Source organism: Bordetella petrii (assembly GCF_000067205.1).
Lineage (GTDB): Bacteria > Pseudomonadota > Gammaproteobacteria > Burkholderiales > Burkholderiaceae_B > Bordetella_A > Bordetella_A petrii.
In genome coordinates this window covers 4,804,292-4,822,428 of record NC_010170.1, presented here as the reverse complement: position 1 = coordinate 4,822,428, position 18,137 = coordinate 4,804,292, and the positions used below count along the sequence as shown (strand labels likewise).

Annotated in this window: 22 protein-coding genes and 1 tRNA gene; 8 read left to right on the top strand and 15 right to left on the bottom strand. The window is 59.9% G+C overall.

The genetic code is table 11. The features are described from left to right. Positions 1-139 precede the first annotated feature (139 nt). From BPET_RS23140 to BPET_RS23125, 4 genes are all read right to left on the bottom strand, one after another. Positions 140-1,024, bottom strand: a complete 885-nt coding sequence (locus tag BPET_RS23140) for a replication initiator protein A (RefSeq protein ID WP_012251393.1) — start codon at positions 1,022-1,024, stop codon at positions 140-142. A gap of 27 nt (positions 1,025-1,051) precedes the next feature. Further along, positions 1,052-1,336, bottom strand: a complete 285-nt coding sequence (locus tag BPET_RS23135; RefSeq protein WP_012251392.1) for a helix-turn-helix domain-containing protein — start codon at positions 1,334-1,336, stop codon at positions 1,052-1,054. A 135-nt stretch (positions 1,337-1,471) separates the two neighbouring features. Further along, on the bottom strand, positions 1,472-2,269 hold the full coding sequence (locus BPET_RS23130) for a DUF2285 domain-containing protein (RefSeq protein ID WP_012251391.1): 798 nt from the start codon (positions 2,267-2,269) through the stop codon (positions 1,472-1,474). Between the two features lie 113 nt (positions 2,270-2,382). Continuing rightward, positions 2,383-2,730, bottom strand: coding sequence for a DUF2958 domain-containing protein (locus tag BPET_RS23125; protein ID WP_012251390.1), 348 nt, complete (start codon positions 2,728-2,730; stop codon positions 2,383-2,385). A 271-nt stretch (positions 2,731-3,001) separates the two neighbouring features. Here BPET_RS23125 and BPET_RS23120 point away from each other — a divergent pair, with 271 nt between their 5' ends. Next, positions 3,002-3,301: a helix-turn-helix domain-containing protein gene (locus BPET_RS23120; protein ID WP_012251389.1), complete on the top strand. Its 300-nt coding sequence runs from the start codon at positions 3,002-3,004 to the stop codon at positions 3,299-3,301. On the opposite strand, the gene BPET_RS26235 is transcribed toward BPET_RS23120, so the two are convergent. The 5 genes from BPET_RS26235 to BPET_RS26810 form a co-directional block, all read right to left on the bottom strand. Then, entirely contained in the window at positions 3,298-5,436 is a 2,139-nt protein-coding gene (locus tag BPET_RS26235; RefSeq protein ID WP_081483038.1) for a sigma factor-like helix-turn-helix DNA-binding protein, read from the bottom strand. The two genes, BPET_RS23120 and BPET_RS26235, sit on opposite strands and share 4 nt — an antisense overlap. Positions 5,437-5,493: 57 nt before the next feature. Next, entirely contained in the window at positions 5,494-5,802 is a 309-nt protein-coding gene (locus BPET_RS23110; RefSeq protein ID WP_012251387.1) for a DUF736 domain-containing protein, read from the bottom strand. 856 nt (positions 5,803-6,658) lie between these two features. After that, positions 6,659-8,674 (bottom strand): ParB/RepB/Spo0J family partition protein, encoded by a 2,016-nt coding sequence (locus BPET_RS23105; protein WP_158310099.1) that lies wholly within the window; start codon positions 8,672-8,674, stop codon positions 6,659-6,661. Positions 8,675-9,002: 328 nt separating this feature from the next. Continuing rightward, on the bottom strand, positions 9,003-9,527 hold the full coding sequence (locus tag BPET_RS23100; RefSeq protein ID WP_012251385.1) for a JAB domain-containing protein: 525 nt from the start codon (positions 9,525-9,527) through the stop codon (positions 9,003-9,005). 328 nt (positions 9,528-9,855) lie between these two features. After that, positions 9,856-10,044, bottom strand: a complete 189-nt coding sequence (locus tag BPET_RS26810) for a hypothetical protein (RefSeq protein WP_151208991.1) — start codon at positions 10,042-10,044, stop codon at positions 9,856-9,858. A 117-nt stretch (positions 10,045-10,161) separates the two neighbouring features. Between BPET_RS26810 and BPET_RS26805 the strand changes: the two genes are divergently transcribed. Then, positions 10,162-10,341, top strand: a complete 180-nt coding sequence (locus BPET_RS26805; protein ID WP_151208990.1) for a hypothetical protein — start codon at positions 10,162-10,164, stop codon at positions 10,339-10,341. Between the two features lie 115 nt (positions 10,342-10,456). Here the strand turns inward: BPET_RS26805 and BPET_RS26230 are convergent, their stop codons facing one another. Next, on the bottom strand, positions 10,457-10,849 hold the full coding sequence (locus tag BPET_RS26230) for an ATPase (RefSeq protein ID WP_081483037.1): 393 nt from the start codon (positions 10,847-10,849) through the stop codon (positions 10,457-10,459). Positions 10,850-11,197: 348 nt separating this feature from the next. Between BPET_RS26230 and BPET_RS23085 the strand changes: the two genes are divergently transcribed. The 5 genes from BPET_RS23085 to arsH are packed head-to-tail and all read left to right on the top strand — an operon-like array spanning position 11,198 to position 14,266. After that, positions 11,198-11,521: an ArsR/SmtB family transcription factor gene (locus BPET_RS23085; RefSeq protein WP_041863198.1), complete on the top strand. Its 324-nt coding sequence runs from the start codon at positions 11,198-11,200 to the stop codon at positions 11,519-11,521. Between the two features lie 4 nt (positions 11,522-11,525). Further along, positions 11,526-12,023 (top strand): arsenate reductase ArsC, encoded by a 498-nt coding sequence (locus BPET_RS23080; RefSeq protein WP_012251381.1) that lies wholly within the window; start codon positions 11,526-11,528, stop codon positions 12,021-12,023. 7 nt (positions 12,024-12,030) lie between these two features. Next, positions 12,031-13,113, top strand: coding sequence for an ACR3 family arsenite efflux transporter (gene arsB, locus BPET_RS23075; protein WP_012251380.1), 1,083 nt, complete (start codon positions 12,031-12,033; stop codon positions 13,111-13,113). Positions 13,114-13,125: 12 nt separating this feature from the next. After that, on the top strand, positions 13,126-13,548 hold the full coding sequence (arsC, locus tag BPET_RS23070) for an arsenate reductase (glutaredoxin) (RefSeq protein ID WP_012251379.1): 423 nt from the start codon (positions 13,126-13,128) through the stop codon (positions 13,546-13,548). Beyond that, positions 13,526-14,266 carry an arsenical resistance protein ArsH gene (gene arsH / locus BPET_RS23065; RefSeq protein WP_012251378.1) on the top strand — a complete coding sequence of 247 codons (741 nt, stop codon included), beginning with the start codon at positions 13,526-13,528 and terminating at the stop codon, positions 14,264-14,266. The genes arsC and arsH overlap by 23 nt, the downstream gene beginning before the upstream one ends. Positions 14,267-14,311: 45 nt before the next feature. Here arsH and BPET_RS23060 read toward each other — a convergent pair whose 3' ends face one another. From BPET_RS23060 to BPET_RS23050, 3 genes are all read right to left on the bottom strand, one after another. Then, positions 14,312-14,725 (bottom strand): antirestriction protein, encoded by a 414-nt coding sequence (locus BPET_RS23060; protein WP_012251377.1) that lies wholly within the window; start codon positions 14,723-14,725, stop codon positions 14,312-14,314. 665 nt (positions 14,726-15,390) lie between these two features. Beyond that, entirely contained in the window at positions 15,391-15,699 is a 309-nt protein-coding gene (locus BPET_RS23055) for a BrnA antitoxin family protein (RefSeq protein WP_012251376.1), read from the bottom strand. Next, positions 15,680-15,985: a BrnT family toxin gene (locus BPET_RS23050; RefSeq protein ID WP_041863196.1), complete on the bottom strand. Its 306-nt coding sequence runs from the start codon at positions 15,983-15,985 to the stop codon at positions 15,680-15,682. The genes BPET_RS23055 and BPET_RS23050 overlap by 20 nt, the downstream gene beginning before the upstream one ends. Before the next feature lie 203 nt (positions 15,986-16,188). Here BPET_RS23050 and BPET_RS26225 point away from each other — a divergent pair, with 203 nt between their 5' ends. After that, positions 16,189-16,449 (top strand): helix-turn-helix transcriptional regulator, encoded by a 261-nt coding sequence (locus tag BPET_RS26225; protein WP_012251374.1) that lies wholly within the window; start codon positions 16,189-16,191, stop codon positions 16,447-16,449. Here the strand turns inward: BPET_RS26225 and BPET_RS23045 are convergent. Then, the gene (locus tag BPET_RS23045) at positions 16,424-17,782 is read right to left on the bottom strand and encodes a tyrosine-type recombinase/integrase (protein ID WP_012251373.1); all 1,359 of its coding nucleotides are present in this window, start codon (positions 17,780-17,782) and stop codon (positions 16,424-16,426) included. The genes BPET_RS26225 and BPET_RS23045 overlap by 26 nt on opposite strands. 172 nt (positions 17,783-17,954) lie before the next feature. Next, positions 17,955-18,030, bottom strand: a tRNA-Phe gene (locus BPET_RS23040). Positions 18,031-18,137 lie beyond the last annotated feature (107 nt).

The window sequence follows — 18,137 nt, the reverse complement described above, 5'->3', positions numbered from 1 at the left end:
GCCCGGAGCGCCTTGATTGGCGCGGGTTTCAAGGCATCGCTGCGCCTGATAGCACGACTGTTTTGCGCCTGATAGCACGAACCGGATGCGCCCGATAGCACGAATGCATCCACAGGATGTTCACAGGGTTGCCCACAAGTTATCCACATGTTGATGTGCTCCGTTCACATCTCGCCACAGGGGCCGGCAAGTGGCCGGCTTGCGCAGGATGTCGGTAGAAGAACAACTGTTCGGCGCCACCCGCATATGCCACACGCAGGCGATAGCCCGGTAGCGTCTGGCGCTGAGCCAAACGACGGACGTCCAGCGCAAAGTCGGCATAGCGGGCATGGCTGCCGGATTTGACATAGAGGTGGCGCAGCTCGAAACGCCACCCCATGCGCTGGGCGCCGCCGTGCTTGCGCACCAGGCGGTACAGCCAGCGCTCGATGCCGCCGGTTAGCCGGAAGTAGCGCGGGTCGATACTCAGCACCAGCGCATTGCAAAGCACGCCGCTGTAGAACCAGTCGGGCAGGATCAGATCGAGACCCGCCGAGCGGCCATCGGCGTGAACGACTTCCTTCCATTCATTGATCCACGAGAACCGATGCAGACGCCGGCCATCGGCCTGACGCAGCGACGTGGCTACCGTGGTCGATTGCAGGCGATCAAGCGCCGCACGCAGGCGCCGGTAGTCGCGTGCGCCGGTGCCGCGCCCGGTGAAGGTCAGGATTTCGTGCGGGGTGGCCGCAATCAGCCGAGACGTTGGCAGTCCGCGGTCGCGGGCCGCGACGATCTGACTGGCCGCCCAGATCAAGATGTCCGCATCCCAGATTGTCGCCATGCCGTGTTCGGGGACGGCTTCGACCTGAATACGCACCGGCCCGGCCGTGAAGTCGATGGGCACCACACGGTGCGATTTCGACAACGAGAAGAACGGATAGGCCATGAGGTCCTGCGCATCGCGCGGACGCATGTCGCCCGGCAGCGCGCGAAACAGCGTGAGCTGATCGCGTTCGCTTGGCGGGAGTCGCCGCGCAGCCATGTCCGCTTCTCGTTGCGCGCCCAGCCGTTAACGGCCAGCGCGGTGTTCGAGGTATTCGGGGTCAGACGTCATGGCGTAGCTGTGATCGTCGGCCCACGCCTCCAGGTCGACGGCGGCATACAGCACGCGTCGGCCGAACTTACGAAAACGTGGGCCGCCGCCCAATACGCGCAGTTTTTCGAGCGTGCGCGGCGACAGACGCAGATAATCGGCCGCTTCGCTGTTGGTCAGATAGCGTGCCGAAGTTGCCGTCGGTACGGCGGTGAGTGCGGGCGTGGACGGTGCGGCAAGGACAGCGTGTGACGAGATCATGTTGCCTCCAGCAATGCGATGCGCACGCGGGACAATTCCCGCTGGCTGGAGACAGTCTGCGCAAGCCGAGGCAGGTGCGTAAGGGAGTATCTTCAGGGGGGCACATTTTTCTCCCCCTGATCGGACGCAAGCGAACTATTGGTCGAGGTCGTCCGGGGATAGCCCGGCCAGGTCCCGGTAGCCGCCACGCATCAGTGCGACGGCCCGCGCAAGGCTATGGCGCACCTGCGCCCGCAGGGCGCTGTCAGCATGCCAGTCGCGGCGCATGCGTTCGCGTCCGTACAGCACGTCGGCGATGCGACGCTGGGATGCGCCGGCCTGTACGCCATCGAGCGCCTGCAAGGCGTGCAGATGGTGTAGGTGGGCTTGGTCCACCTTGGCAGTGAGGGCGGCGCAGGGGATAGGCCGGACGGGACAGGCCCGGCGCGGCGCGAACCGGGCCGCGTGCAAGGTCAGCAGTGCCGCCTGGGCGTGTAGACGCGTATCAAGCGGCACGGCGCACAGCGCCGGGCGACCGTCGAGCACGCCCGGCCCAAGGCGCGCCCGCAGTGTCGTGCTTGGTACCGAAGCACGCACGCATAGCGCTGCCACGCCCGTCGGCAACACAATCACGTCTTTGGGACCGGGAATATGCCACAGGTCCAGGCCGGATTGCGCGGCATGATCATCCGCCTGGATGTGCAGGAGTGCCGACAGCCGGTTGTCCCAGACCGGATGCGCACGCCGTGCGTCAAGCTGTGGATCTTCCAGCAGCGCCAGCCCCCAGGGCCGGGTAACACTCACGGCCGCGGTACGACCGTAGCGGCGCCAACATGCGCGGTAGTCGGCATTACGGCGCAGATATTCCCAGGCGAGGCTCGCGGCATCGAGCCGCAACAGGTACAGATAAGCCGCCGTCGCCTGCCAGGGCGCGGCCCCAATGGTCATGACCATGGTCCTTCCTCCCGCTATAAGTCCCCCGACCCCGAACAGGATGTCGAGAAGTGACTCGCCGACGGCTTATTGTGGCCGCCAGCCAAAAGCGGTGGGAAGGCTCCCGCCAGGCGCTAGTCCTCGGTGTAAGCGCCTCGGGCGTGCGCCCGGGCGGCGTAATCCGACAGCGTACGCGCGGCTCTAAAACTTGCATCCACGGCCACGCGGTAGCCGTTCGGCCCGCGCATGGCTTCGAGTTCGTCCAAGCGGATATCGACCAGTTGCGGACAGCCCGTATTGGCATCGCACAAGGCGTGTAGCCGGCCCGGATCGTCGGGATAAGCAAAGGCCAGCAACCAGACCGCGCCCGCATCGGGCGTGTACAGCTTGACCACCGGCATGGGATCGAAGCCCGGATCGTTAGCGCGCCGCTGACCATGGGCCAGCAGTTGCGCCTGTTGAGCGTCAGTCAGCAGCGGCATAATGGCCTCCAAGCCACAAGCACAAAATGGGCAACGCACCAGCACGCCGAGCCGCGCCATCGACAATACGCAAAGCCGACTTTACGCGATATCGTAACGCCGCTTTTCCGTATTGGCGCAAATCCGCCAATACGGAAAAGCGGTTTCCCACCAATGTGCAAAACCGTGAATCCGTAAAACCGGCTGATATGGCCAGCACAATGAACACTATAGATTGTAGCTCTATAGGGCGCTGTCAGGTGTCATTCTTCATTTTGGGGATGACAGGCGGATGGCGGAACAATATGACATAGGCCAAGCCATCAAAACCGTACGCACGCTGCGTGGCTTGAGCCAAGAAGCGTTTTCGGACGTCTCCAGCCGGACCTATCTGAGCACGCTCGAACGCGGCCTGAAGAACCCTACGCTCAGCAAGCTGGCCGAGCTGTGCGAAGTCATGCAGATTCACCCGCTGACCTTAATGGCACTGGCTTATGTTGACGATGCAAGCCAGGCTAAAAGCTTGTTATCGCAGGTAGAGGGAGAACTGGGTATGGTCTGGCGAGCGACAAACCAAGCACCTTTGGACTAAAAAAGCCTAGGTTGATCGCCAGTCTCGGCCCGTTGCATGATTGGTCCAAGTTGGGTTACGCGAATCAGACGCTGCTCGGGATGGAGAGCAAGGTTAAGCATATCTCCCGCTACGAAACCTTGCTGTAAAAGTCTGGATACAAACTGCTTGAGGCGGCACGAGCCGCTAGGTAGGCGTGCGAACACTACCGGTTGCTCTGATCCTTGCAGAGTCACGTTTCCTTCTTCTGTAATGAGGTCGTCCAGCGCGCGCGGCACCTCCCAGACACGGGTTCTAACCATATACTCCGTGAGTTCGAAGGTGAAATGGTAGTAGCCATCTTTGTCACGCTCGCTGATTCGTGCCGATTTGCTCGCGTCGCCACCAACGGTTCTCTGTGCCTCGCGCAGAGACGCGGGATTCAAGGTGGCTCCCCGCAACGCAAAGACGCCTCGATCTAATTGGCGATAAATGGGAGAACTATTGAGACTGACATGCAGTGCCATCAGCTTCACCTTGCCTGTCTTGACCAGTTCGGTGACGAGGGTATGGCGAGAGATGATGTTGCCGTTATCTCGCATTAGGCTATAGACCGCAAGCTCCGCATCGGACAACACCGTTTCGACGGGAACAGGTTTGTCGAGCAAGAAATCGTCCGACTGCACGTTCTTTAGTCCTTTCACCCGACGCAACACTTCGACGACAATCTGTAGCGGTGGCTCAATGAGATAAGGCCGCAGTTGCTCCGGTGGATAGTAACCACGGCGCGCACGAATAAAGCTGGCCAGAATCTCCTCTGCATCGACTCGACGGCCGGAGACCGCTAGCACTTTTAGAGCGATCGTCACCAAACGGTTTTCGTTACCCTCGCCGAACCAAAACCAGCCATCCCTTTCTGAAAGCCACTCAAAGCCTGGCACCATACGACAGCCTTGCATGGCTTCGTCTGGTGTGAGGCCCGTTCCCGTAATTTCACTTGCAGCGCCCGCAACAAACATGGCTTGCGCAGCACCGCAGCTTCGAATTAGTCGCAACGCCGCATCGCGTGCGGCGCGAATACGGGTTACATCATGGGTTGCGGGATCGATGACTGTAGGTGACCATAGATAGGCCATATCAGCTGGCCGATCCGTTAACGCAACGATATTACGCCCGAGAATTTCACGGCAAAACCGACTGACGCTCTCAATAGACAAGCGCTCTCCGAGTCGGCCTCGCAGTTGAGTATCCACTGCGTCCATCGTTGCCGGTAACAACGGACGGATTTCGTCGGCAAGCCTGTCAATATGCGGGGTAAGAAGCTGCATTCGTGCCGAACGCTCCACCATCTTTTCCACGATCTGGCGGATACGTTCGCGAGTCAGACCATAGCGATCCCCGATGACTTGCAAGGTCGTGTGCGCTTCTCCGTCGACACCATATCGCAGCGCAAAGATGTCCGCTAACCGCTGTTCAGTCGGCGAGAGTTCGTGATGGAGAACAGTTCGACGCGCGAAAGACGCGCGGCAAAGCCATGTCCCAGCAGTACGAATTTCGGCTGCCACACTATCGGCCGTTCTTGCCTCAATGATTTGAGTCACAGCCTCCTTCGAAGGAGCTGGCGTTTCGATGTCTATCCGGCGCAACCATCCTGCGGGGACGCCCAACGCCTCTTCCCATTTATTCTCAAACTCGACTTTGGGTTTAAGTGGCAGCACACGCTCCCAGTTGGCAAGAAGATAGGTTGCGATACCGATTCGCAAGGCAATTTCCTGACGGCTTAGTTCAAGTGCGACTCGCCTAGCCAGTGCTCGTTGGCCAAGCACGATTCGTTCTTCCTCTGTCGCCTTGCGATTCGCAAATGAATCCACGAATTTTGCAGATTCGACCTGATCTGCCGGAATAGGCAAGATCCCTGTGCCATGGGCCAACCACTCCGGCGAGACTTGAAGCACTTGCGCAACAGCCTCAAGGTACTGTTTTTCAGCAGCAGGGCCAAATTGCTTTTCCCAGAAACGATAGCGCACGGCGGGAATGCCTAATCTTTCGGCAACGAAACGGCATGTCAGTTTAAGATTCTTACGACGCGAACGCAGGCGCGCCGCCATTTCAAAAGCGCGGACGGTAAGCCGTGAACGGCCACTTGCAGAAGAAGGACGGGAGTTCAAAGCGTCCATATTCCGATAGTAACGGAATGTGAAGCACGCCCGGCGAACCGGGCGTGCGGGCGAACCCTAGTTCGCCTTCGCTGGACGCGACCAGATGAGGTCGAAATCGCCGGCCTCGTTCCCGATCAGCCGGGCGTAGATGGTGGCCGGGAACGACGGATCATCGAGCGTGACCGACAGATAGGAACGGTCCTGTTTGGAGACCTTGCGCCATGCCGCGCCGATCTCGTAGCTGCCCACCACGATGCGGTAGTCGGGCGACTTGTCGCTGTCCTTGTCGGCCGGAACGAACTTGACTTTGACGTTCAAGGTCAAGGTGCGCACCGTGCCGGTGTAGCCGTTGTCCTGAGCGGTGAAGGTGCCGATGTTAGCCATGATGACTCTCCTGAAGTTTCAAGTCCGCGCCCATCGCGTCCTTGTGTGATTCCGATCAGGCGCAGGTCGGGCGCGGTGCACCCCTTGGGGCGGGAACGCCAGTGGACGACCGGTAGGCACGGCGATTTTGACTCGCGAGGAAGGCGCGGCACGCGCAGGGGAAAATCGTTGTGACAGCCGGTTGCACCGCACAAGCCCGAGGCGGCCCGGTGAGGTTTGCCGGGCCGCCGTGCCGGAGCCAGGATTCACAACAACAAGGCCGCCTTGGGACGGACGGTACGCAAGAGTCTTCATGGCTGGCTCGGTCAATGTCATGACGGTGCAGCGGCGCGCGGTGTGATGCCTGGGCATGTCGAGTGATCCGTCCGGGATTTGCGATAAGGTGTCGGTGCGGTGTGATGGGTACATCGGCGCGGCATGGCGCAAGGTCGACGGTCGCTCCCATCGCTGGGCGCTGAGGTGCCCTCGCCGGCACGCCTACGCAATAGGATCGAGTACGGCCGGCTCCTACACAACCGATCTGGTCGCATTCCAGCGTAGCGGCGGATTCGCCTGCCCGGTTCGCCGGGCGTGTTCATTACCTCACGTGGTCTATCTGCCGATGCGCGACTGGTTGCGTTTGTCGCCGCTCTGCGGCGCGTACTGGGCCGCGTCCAGGCCGACGCGGCCCTGGCCGTTGCCCGCTCGCGCCTGAGCCTACAGGCGCGAGCGGGCGCGGTTTGTACGGCCCCCGATGGACGGGCAAATCGTCGGCACAAAAAACGCCCGCCGCTCATGACCTCACAACGGCGGGCGATGCCGCATCCGCCTGACGGCGCGAACCTGCGCCGCCAAGGCCCATGCGTATCGGACGCGTTTACACTGATGTGCGCAGCATGTCAGGCAACCATGCCGCCGCCGTGGCGTACCGCTCGGCTTCTGCGGCCATCTGCGGCTTCTTGTAGCCGCCCACGCGGTTCACTTCCGAGGGTTTGAAGGTCTGCAATCCCGCCAGAATGTGGGGTTTGGAGACATGATTGAAGTACGCTTGGGCAGTGGGTTGCCAATAAGTGCTCATGTCCAGCGCCACGGCTTGCGCCAATGCGTCAGCGTGGGTGTCGTGTTCGCTGCGTACCACGGCATCAACCGTGCCTGCCACGCACACCGCCAACAGCGCCAGCACATCGGCCCGCTTCATCTGGCGCACGGCGTCGAACAACTCGTCCTCGCGGGCAGGCAGGCGTTCACGCCATGCGGTGCGCAGCGCAGCGAACTCGCCTGCCGCCTTGCTCTCGGCCAGTTCCGGCGCATGGTGTGTCAAACCATCCTGCGGTTGCGCAGCGATTTGCAGCAGGCTGTCGCCGCCGTGATAGAACACGGTCAACGCCAGTCGATGCACCAACGCGGCCAGTGCCACCTCGGGCTTTTTCGCCAGCGTGGCTTGCAGCGCGGCGGTTCGGTGTGCGCTCAGGTTGCGCACCAGCCGTTCGGACAGCGTTTTGGCAGGTGGCGCGTCGGCGGCGTCGCTCTGGCTGTCTGGCTCACCGTCGCCGCTGCTGGGGTGTTTGGCGTGGCTGGGGGATTCGATGGCCTTGGCGTCCTCCGGGCGCAGCAAGCCGCGATGAACGAGGACTTGCCCATCGTGATCGAGGGTCACCACCGCGCCGGATGCCGCCATCGTTTCAGGCGCGTAGGCCAGCAAATCGGCATAGAGCGCGTCCAGCGCTTCGCCCACGCGGTCGCCTTCCTCGTAGAGCGTAGCGGCGGCATCTTCGTCCTCGGCGTCTTCGGCGGCATGCAGCGCTTGCTCAATGGCTGCCTGCCGCGCTTGCAGCTTGGCAAGGCGTTTGGCTTGCCGGGCGGTGGGCTGGCGCTCGATCTGCGGGGCGCGGCGAAACGCGGCCAGTTCGCTGTAGCCGAACACGGCCACCGCTTCAACCCATTTCCACCCCTCGGCGCGAACGTCTGCGGCCAGCGCTTCCAGCTTGTCTGCCGCCAACCGCGCCAGCAGATCCGCATCGGTGAGATACACGCCATCGCCGTCTTGGGCGAACAAATCGCGCCGGATGCCACCGCCTGCCGCCGTATAGGCGTCCACGCCCACAAAATGCGCCAAGGGGCTACGCGCCGCGTCCACGTCGCCTTGCGTGAGCCGCCGACGCAGCGCGTAAGGCTCGCGCTCATAGGGTGGCGCATCGAAGTACGCGGCGTCCTGCGCCTTGTGGTCCTCGGTCAGCGTCAGCACCATCAATTGCTCCAGCGTGACATCGCCTTGGCGGTACGCCGCCATCAGGCGCGGAGAGATGCGGGCCAGTTTCAGGCGGCGCTGCACTACCAGCGGCGTCACGCCAAAATCGGCCGCAATATCCTCGATAGGCCGCCCCTCGTTGACCATCGCCAGAAACGCCTCGAACTGATCAGCCGGGTGCATTGCTTCGCGCTGCACGTTCTCAGTCAGGCTGACGGTGATGGCGCGGGCATCGGGCACGACCAAGCACGGAATGGTCTGCTCGCGGGCCATGCGTTTTTTCTTGGCCAGCAGGCGCAATGCGGCCCAACGCCGAGCGCCTGCCACGACGTCGAACGTTTTGCCGTCCGCATGCGGTACGACGATCAGGTTTTGCAGCAGGCCCACGCGCTCGATGCTATCGGCCAGGGCATCGACCGGCCCGGCGGTCTTGCGCACATTGCGCTGGGACAGGCGCAAGCGCGAGAGCGCGATAAAGCGCAGTTCAGCCGCCGGGGCCTGCGGCTGGGGCGACACGCCTTCATCCGTCTGGACGGCGGCTTGAACGTGGTCGAGCACGGTGTGCGCTTGCTGTGCCGCGTCTTGCGATACCTTGTCACTGACGGCTTGCACGGCGGTGGTTTCAGAGAAAATCGTGGTGTTCATGATGCGCTCCTTGCGTAAGAGAAGCCCGGGGGTGAGTTCCCATCTGGGCACGTAGGGCCGGAGTGGCCCTTCGTGCCCATGGCCACCACGCGGCATGTCCCGGGAGCGCACCGTCAAGGGGACAAAGCGCACGGCCCTGGCGCGGCCCGCAGCGCAGCGAGGACACGGGGGCCGGACGCGACCCTTGACGGATGCGCCCCAGACATGCCAGGCAAGCGCCGCCCGGCGCGCGCAGGCGTCCCTAACCGCCGTGTTACCCGTCAAAAACGTCGCCATCGACCCCATGAAAGGAAGTCAGACGGGCATCGCCCGCCTTCGGCACAACCGGCTAGAGCTGCCCGCGCTGCGCCATCGACACCACCGTGGTGCCGGCGACAATGAAGTGATCGAGCAGCCGCACATCAATGAGCGCCAAGGCCTGCTGCACGGCCTGGGTCAATTGCCTATCCGCCTGACTGGCTTCGGCCAGACCCGACGGATGGTTGTGGGCCATCATGAGTCCGGCCGCATTATGCCGTAGGGCCAGCTTGAGGATTTCGCGCGGATAAACGGGCGCCTGGCTCAAGGTGCCGCGAAATGGCTCCAGGTATGTGATCAACCGCAATTGCACATCGAGCAGCATCAACGCGCACACCTCGTGTTCCAGGCCCGCCAGACGCAACTGCAGAAATGCCTTAGCTTTATCGGGATTGCTCAGATCCTCGCCATGTAACGTGTCGATCGACACCAGCTCACGCGCCACGGCCAGAATCTCGGCCCGCTGGGCCGGGCGCATCGCGCCATCGGCCTCGCGCACCAGCAGCGTATTACTCGGGTTGATCGGACTATCGACGAAAAGGGAATATTGCTGCATGACTGCCTCCGGTTCGGAATCGGGCGGAATTGCCCGGGAAACCGGCAAGGGCACGGCGCCGCGCACCGTGTCACAGGGTCAAAGACGGCCATCGGCCGCAAGCGTGCCCGGCACGCGCCGCCCTTGACTGGGAGCACACCGTGACACACTGACGGCAAAGCAAAGCCGCCACCTGTCTCAACAGCAGAGAATGGAAGTGGGGTGACGTTGAGCGCGCATCGCGCGCGCCGCGTCAGCGATACGCAAGGCGGGCTTGACCCGTCCCGTCAGGGATGAGCGAAAAGCGAACCTGGAGCAGCGCGGCCCGGCCGGGAGACGCACTACGCGGTCATTCCATCAACGCGGGAAAGTGCTGTTCCAGCACGCCCCATCGGACACGGATCTTGCGCAATTGCACCTGCGCATTGCCAACCGAATTGGCCGCCCCTTCGTACCGAGCCACGCATCGTACGATCGCATCCATGCCGTAGAGGACGCGGACTTGGTAGCGAATGTCTGTGCCGAAGGTGAGCTTCAATACCTGTCCCGCCCGCGGCCTGGCGCGCTGTCAAACGTGCCTTTCATTCAAGGCCGCTTGCACCACATCCAGTACGTCACCTGTGGGGGGAGCGAGCATTACCCAGAAGGACCCGTCATGGACTATGCCCTCACCGTGCTTTGCTTGTTGTCCCGGCAAGACGTACAAGGCGTTTGGTACACCGATGACACCTACCGAGACGGCGTGACGTTGCAAGCGATGACGCACCACACGGGTCACGCGCTGATTGACCCGTTCATCGCCATCGGCAAGACCCTTGGCGGCAAACCTGTGTAATACCCCTGTCGAATCAGGGCAGGCCATGGACACTTAGCGTCGTACATCCATCGACTGCCGCGCATAAAAAAGCGCGCCGCACCCGGATACGACATGGGGCGGCGCGCCAGACGCATCAGTCCGATGCGGGTTCGACCATCGCCTGCAAATGTGCGAGGACGCCGGGCTCGACAAAGACGCAAGGTTGTGTGTTTTCAATCGGCACGTTGAACACCTGAGCGAATGCTTCGCGCCGCAGATGGGCCACTCGACCTGTGCGATAAGCGTCTTCGGGTTTCATGCACCCCGATTTCACGCCACCACTACGCGCTGGGTCGCATTCAACCAAGGCGACGAAGCCATCCTTAAACACTTGTTCGTGCTCACGGCACAGGCCCCAGCCGGTAACCGTGTGGTGCTCCATGCATTGACGCAGACGCTTGTCCAGCAGCAGACTGCCGGTATCGAAAGTGGTGCCGCACACCAGGCAGACATGCTGCTCCAGCGAAACGTGGGATTTGTCGCTCATGACCTTCTCCGGTAACTGGGCGGAATTGCCCGGATAACCGAAGAGGCACGGCGCAGCGCACGCCGTCACAGGGTCACAGACGGCCACCAGGCCGCCAGCGTGCACAGCACGCGCCGCCCTTGACGCGGAGCACGTCGTGGCATGATGGCCTAAAAGCAAGGCCGCCCATTCATTCTCCAACAGCAGATGATGCGGGTGCCCTGTGTCGCCTTACAAGGCAAGTCTATTGATTGACGTTGCATGGTCTTGACTATCTGCGCAACGCCTCAAGGCACACTGCGAGGGATACGGCGCAGCATTTCGACATTCCTCTATGCATTAATTCAACAAACGTTGTATCATGGAAATATGAACGAAGCTCAAACTGTCTCCGCACTTAGCGCCTTGGCCCACACGCAACGCCTTCGGGTGTTTCGCGCCTTGGTTATTGCTGGCCTAGAAGGCCTGACGCCCAGCGTACTGGCCGAGCAACTTGCTGTGGCCCGCAACACTTTGTCCTTCCACCTGAAAGAACTCACTCATGCAGGTCTTGTCACGGTTGAGCAGCAAGGCCGCAACCTCATCTACCGCGCCGACTTTGCCCAGATGAATGGGCTACTCGGCTACCTGACTGAACATTGCTGCCAGGGCGGCGTATGCGAAGTCTCCGAATCCTCTCACTGCGACTGCTGACACCATGACGACCGATACCACCTACAACGCGTTATTCATCTGCACGGGCAATTCGGCCCGTTCCATCCTCGCTGAAGGCTTGCTCAATGGCTTGGGCAATGGCCGTTTTCGTGCCTATTCTGCGGGTAGTCATCCCAAGGGCGAAGTTCACCCGTTAGCGTTAGCGACGCTGGAACGACTGCATCTGCCTGCAACGGGCTACCGCAGCAAAAGCTGGGACGAGTTCGTCGCGCCCGACGCGCCCGTGTTTGATTTCATCTTCACGGTTTGCGACAACGCTGCGGGGGAAGTTTGTCCGATATGGCCGGGCAAACCGGTATCGGCTCACTGGGGCGTACCAGACCCTGCAGCAGTTGAAGGCCCCGAAGAACAGCAACGCAAAGCCTTTTCCGACACCGCCATGGCGCTTCGCCGACGCATTGAATTGTTCATCTCATTGCCTTTCCAGCGCCTGGATAGCCTGTCGTTGCAACAAGAGTTGCGCGACATCGGCAAGAAGTGAGGCACTCATGACCGCAGCGATTGAAACGGCCCGACTCACACCGGTGCCAACGATGAGCGTATTCGAGCGCTATCTGACGGTATGGGTTTTCCTGTGCATTGTCGTGGGCATTGCGTTGGGGCAATTCGTTCCCGACGTATTCCAGGCCATTGGTCGCATGGAGATCGCCCAGGTCAATCTGCCTGTCGGTATTCTGATCTGGGTCATGATCATCCCAATGCTGCTGAAGGTCGACTTCAGCGCATTGGGACAGGTCAAACAACATTGGCGCGGCATTGGCGTCACGCTGTTTATTAACTGGGCAGTCAAACCGTTTTCGATGGCGTTGCTGGCATGGATCTTTATCCGCCATGTCTTTGCCCAATGGTTGCCTGCAGAACAACTTGACAGCTATGTCGCAGGGCTCATTCTGCTAGCTGCTGCTCCCTGCACAGCCATGGTGTTTGTGTGGAGCCGACTGACCGGCGGTGATCCGGTATTCACGCTGTCACAGGTCGCACTGAATGACACCATCATGGTGTTTGCGTTTGCACCCATTGTCGGGTTGCTGCTCGGCCTTTCTGCCATCTCCGTGCCGTGGGACACGTTGTTGGTGTCGGTCGCCCTCTACATTGTGGTACCTGTCATCATCGCTCAACTCTGGCGCAAGGCACTGCTGCGCAAGGGCCAAGCAGCCTTTGATCAAGCACTGGAACGCATTGGCCCGCTATCTATTGCGGCCTTGCTGCTGACACTGGTGTTGCTGTTTGCCTTCCAGGGGCAAGCCATTCTGCAACAACCGCTGGTCATCGCCATGCTGGCCGTGCCTATCCTGATCCAAGTATTTTTCAACTCGGGGCTGGCCTATTGGCTCAACCGCCGCGCAGGTGAAAAACACAACATTGCCTGCCCGTCAGCCTTGATCGGAGCGAGCAATTTCTTCGAGCTGGCCGTGGCGGCTGCCATCAGCCTGTTTGGTTTTGAATCGGGGGCTGCACTGGCCACCGTGGTCGGCGTGCTGATCGAGGTACCCGTCATGCTGCTGGTGGTGCGTATCGTCAACCAAAGCAAGGGCTGGTACGAAGCCAGCGCCAGCGTTTCCCAGAGATAAGCCGGAACTACTATGAGCAACATTACGATCTACCATAATCCCGCCTGCGGCACATCCCGCAACACCCTGGCTCTGATTCGCAACAGCGGCGAAGACCCCACGGTCATCGAGTACCTGAAAACACCGCCTACGCGCGCAACACTGGTCAAGCTGTTGGCCGATGCAGGCTTGAGCGTGCGCGACGTGCTCCGCGAAAAAGGCACACCGTATGCCGAACTCGGACTAGGCGACCCCAAATGGACCGATGAACAGTTGCTCGATTTTATCGAACAGCACCCTATCCTGATGAACCGCCCTATCGTCGTCACCCCGATGGGCACGCGTCTATGCCGCCCATCGGAAATCGTGCTGGACATTCTGCCCCAACCGCAACGTGGTGCGTTCACCAAGGAAGACGGCGAGCCTGTGATTGATGCCGAGGGTCGTCGTGTCTAAGGCATTGCAGATGGATCTACCCAATATCGGCACGGAATTATTCCAACAGCCCGATACACAGCGGTTATTCACCCCGGCGCGTGCTACCCATGCCCCGCGCTTTCTGCTGCTCTATGGCTCGCTGCGCGAACGCTCGTATAGTCGCCTGGCCGCCGAAGAAGCCGCGCGCATCCTGCATGTCCTCGGTGGTGAAACTCGCCTATTCAACCCCTCTGGGCTGCCGCTGGTCGATGATGCGCCCGCCGATCACCCCAAGGTACAGGAGCTACACGAACTCGCGCAGTGGGCTGAGGGCATGGTGTGGTGCTCGCCCGAACGCCATGGTGCGATGACCGGCCTGATGAAAACCCAGATCGACTGGATACCGCTTTCAGTCGGTGCGGTACGCCCCACACAAGGCAAGACACTGGCCGTCATGCAGGTATCCGGTGGTTCGCAGTCGTTCAATGCGGTTAATCAGATGCGTGTACTGGGCCGATGGATGCGTATGCTGACGATTCCCAATCAATCGTCGGTTGCCAAAGCGTGGCTAGAGTTCGACGAAGCCGGACGCATGAAGCCGTCGGCCTACTACGATCGCATCGTAGACGTGATGGAAGAACTGATGAAGTTCACGCTGCTGACACGCAATGCCACAACGTATCTAGTGGACCGCTATAGCGAACGTAAGGAAAGTGCCGAGGAATTAAGCAAGCGCGTGAATCAAAAGAGTATCTGACCGAGAAAAGTGGGGCCTGCGTTTCCACGCAAGCCCCAAGATGGATTAGTCAATCAAGCGCATGATGGAGCAGCTCTCAGGTAATTCATACGCATACTGGCACAACAAGCGATAGTGCTCAGCCAAATCTTCGTCGGGAAAAGACTCCAGAATTTCATAGATGCCGAACAATGTCGCCACGATGCCAGCCGTCTCGGACGACACCGTTTCATTCGACCAGTTCAGCGCCCACTGCAAGCGCATGGGTTCAGGGCGATGCGGCGCCATGAAATACGCACCGTTCGATACCGCGTAATACTCCCGGTATCCGCCGTTGTAGTCCTGGCACCGTCGGCGCATCCATTCAAATACCGCACGCTCACCATAAAAGTAGCTTTGCTCGGTAAAGAGTTTAGGCAAGAAGTTCAGACGAGCCGGACCAGTGATGGCCGAAGCTGTTAAGGAAGTCGTCGTATTCATCGTTTTCTCCGGTAATCAGAGCGGAATTGCCCTGTCTCCGGGGAACAGGCACGGCGCAGGGCAGGACTCAAGGGGGCACCGGCCTATCGGGCCGCAAGCGCCGCCGGCGTGCAGCCCTTGAATCCGAGAACGCCGTGACACACTGACCGGAACGGCAAGTCCGCCACCCACCGTCTCGCTGCCATTTGGTGCAAGTGCGAAGCACGCGCAGGCCCGAAGCGATAAGTCGGGTCGAAGGTGTCAACCGAGCGCAGCGAGGGAATAGTGGATACCCGCATGGGGCGAAACTCTGCAAGAGGTTCGAAGCGAAGTGCGGTCCGGCCCTATTGCTTGGCCGCGGATACCTGTTCAGCGGCGCGGCAATTGCAAAGTCTATTTGCTTCGGTATCACGATGGAAACTACCAACGTCGCGTTACCGGCAATGTGCCTAATGCGACCATGTGGAGGCTGTCGTTAGGACACTTGAAGCGTTGGGCCAACTTAGTCTTAGACCTGACCGATAGCCAATAAGTGACCTGGGTATCTGCAACAATTACAGGATTTTGCGGATAGGTCGTCAGGGGTACGAAGAAGGGGAAGGGGCGGCCCTCAGCCGATACGTTAAGCGCGGCAACAGAGCTAGGAGCCTCTACTGTGTTGATCGCTGGTATGGGCTGATCACTGCTTACTTTAGTGATGACAGCATTTCCCGTCGCAGAATCGCATTGATGCGAGACTGATAGCCTTTGCCTTGCGACCGCAACCATGCTAGGACATCTGAATCAATGCGTACGGTGGTGGACGTCTTGGTCGGCTTATAGAACTTGCCGCGTTCAGCGGTCTTCCAGAACTCCGCCGTCAACGGAGGGATGTCGCCGTAATCGACATCCTCATCAGCGCGCGTCGACAGCGCGGCCAGTTCGGCTTTCTGTTTGTCGCTAAGGGGAGGCAGGTTAGCCAGATTTACCTCATGTTTAACGGATTTCTTGCTCATAACGTCGCCTTTCTTTCCTGTCGGCCCGTCTGGCCGAGATGATGCGGATAACTTCAATGGATTGATTGTCCGCGTTCAGTTCAAGAACGGTATGAGCCACCAGAAGCAGGAGATACCCATCCACCATGCCAAGCGTCTGCCAGCGTTGCTCGCCTCGTTCCACGCGATCCAGCCCAGTTAACGCCAAAGGGTCGGCAAACACCCGCATCGCGACCTCGAAGCTCACACCGTGTTTACGTAGGTTGGCTCCCGCCTTGGCAGCATCCCATTCAAACTGCGTGAACATACTAAAATGTTACTACAAAAATGTATTTCATGCAATGATCTTTCTAGCTCGTTGGGCTCAAGCACTTCGTTCTGTGCGTCCTCTCGCGTCGGCCCAAATAAGCCCGAGAATCCGCTTGAATACGTTGAACCATGCTGTGCTAAGTGTGCTTCCTACGGACAGTGCGGCAAGCTAGGTCTACCTGGTAAATAAGGAGGCGTGCCATGCCTGTTCACCATAGACTTGCCATCAGCCCCGCCCCATCGTCGTCTGACGCTGCGCCTGCGTTCTACCGTCTGCGTGACGTAGTTCGTATTGCCGCGTTGAGTCGGTCAACGGTTTATCGGCGAATCGCCGAAGGCCGTTTCCCCGCGCCGATTCATTTGGGTGGCCGTGCTTCCGCATGGCCGAGCAACGACTTGCAGGAATGGATTAACAGTCCCGATACTTATCAGGCCGTCAGGCTGCCCGCTCCGACGCCATAGATTGCTCCTCTCTGGGCAATTGAACTGCCTTGTGTCTGACTTTGAGCCGAGCCGGCTGCGCTTCGGGCGTGATGCCATCTACCGGTACGACCTCTTTGCCTGCGGCCAAGTCGTCCAGAAAATCGGACCATTCCTGAATCATCCTGCGTCGCTGCGCGAGAAAAACGGCGCGATCATAGCTACCGCCCAGTTCTTCATCTGAGACGTGTGCCAGATGGCGCTCGATTACGTCCTTATCCCATCCCAGGTATTCGCGGATGAGCGTTCGCGCAGTGGCTCGAAAGCCATGTCCCGTGATCTCCTCCTGAGTGTCGTAACCGAGCGTTCTCAAGGCACTGTTGATGGTGTTGTTGCTCATGTAGCGGCTGCCTTCTGAGCGTTTTGCCATGCTCCGAAAGATTGGCCCGGTGGGGCCGGTCAGCGGATACAGTTCTTGGAGGATCGCCATCGCTTGATGGGGCAGGGGAGTCAGGTGCGCGGGAGTCCGGTTATCGCGTTTCATCCATTCGCGCATCTTCATTTTTTCGGGCGGACTGCGCAGCAGCTCCTGCTCGAAATCGACATCCTCCCAGTCGGCCAGCCGTATCTGGCCGGGTCGTTGAAAGATTAGGGGTGACAGGAGCAGGGCGCTGCGCGTGATGACATGCCCGCTGTATGCCCGAATGTCGATCAACAGTTGAGCGAGTTTCTTGGGATCGGTGATGGCGGCATAGTGGCGACTACGCGGCGCTGGCAGTCCGCCCGTCCGATTGTTGACGAAGTTCTTGGCCGGCTCCAGGGCGCCGACATCGACCGCGTGTTGGTAGATATTCTGAACAACTTCGCGGACGCGCTGGGCGGTTTCAAGATGGCCACGCTCTTTGATGCGGTGCAGGCATCGCACAATTTCGGTGGGTTGAATGCTGTCGATAGTTAGTTTGCCGACCCAAGGGAAGATGTGCAGTTCTAGATGGCGGATAAGCTTGTTCGCGTAATCATCCGACCACACGCGGTCCACTTTGGACTGTGCATGCCATGCACGTGCCATGCGCTCAAATGTGTTGAGCCGGGAAACACGCTCGCGCTCTTCTTCCTGTCGGCGTGCCTGTTTGGGGTCGATACCACTGGCGCGTTTTTCAGCCTCGGCCCGCGCCTTTTGGCGAGCAGTGGCCAGCGAAACAACGGGGTAGCTGCCGAGTCCGAGTTTGGTCTTGGTGCCTTGATGTTTGTAGATATAGAGCCAGGTCTTGCCGGATGGGCGTACTCGCAGGTACAGGCCGTCGCTATCGGACAGTAAATATTCTTTACCGTGCGGCGTGGCGGTTTTGACTTTGACGTCAGTGAGCAGTCCCATGGGGTCCCCCCAAAATGCGATTTCGACGAAATCATTATGGGGGACCCCGTAGGGGACCCGCAAGCTTGGGATTTCTTGAGACGACTATGAACCCAGTGAGTCAGATTTTACCGATAAGCCCTTGGTTTCTAAGGTTTTTTAGGCTTGTTTGGGACGTTCTGGGGAAAATGAATGGTGGCCTGGGGCGGAATCGAACCACCGACACGCGGATTTTCAATCCGCTGCTCTACCAACTGAGCTACCAGGCCAACGAAGTCCGCAACTATACACAATTTTCTTGATCCTTGCAGGCGTTCCGATTTCAAACCCGCTTGCGGCCACTACCCCCGGGATTACCCGCAGAGGTATAATTTTC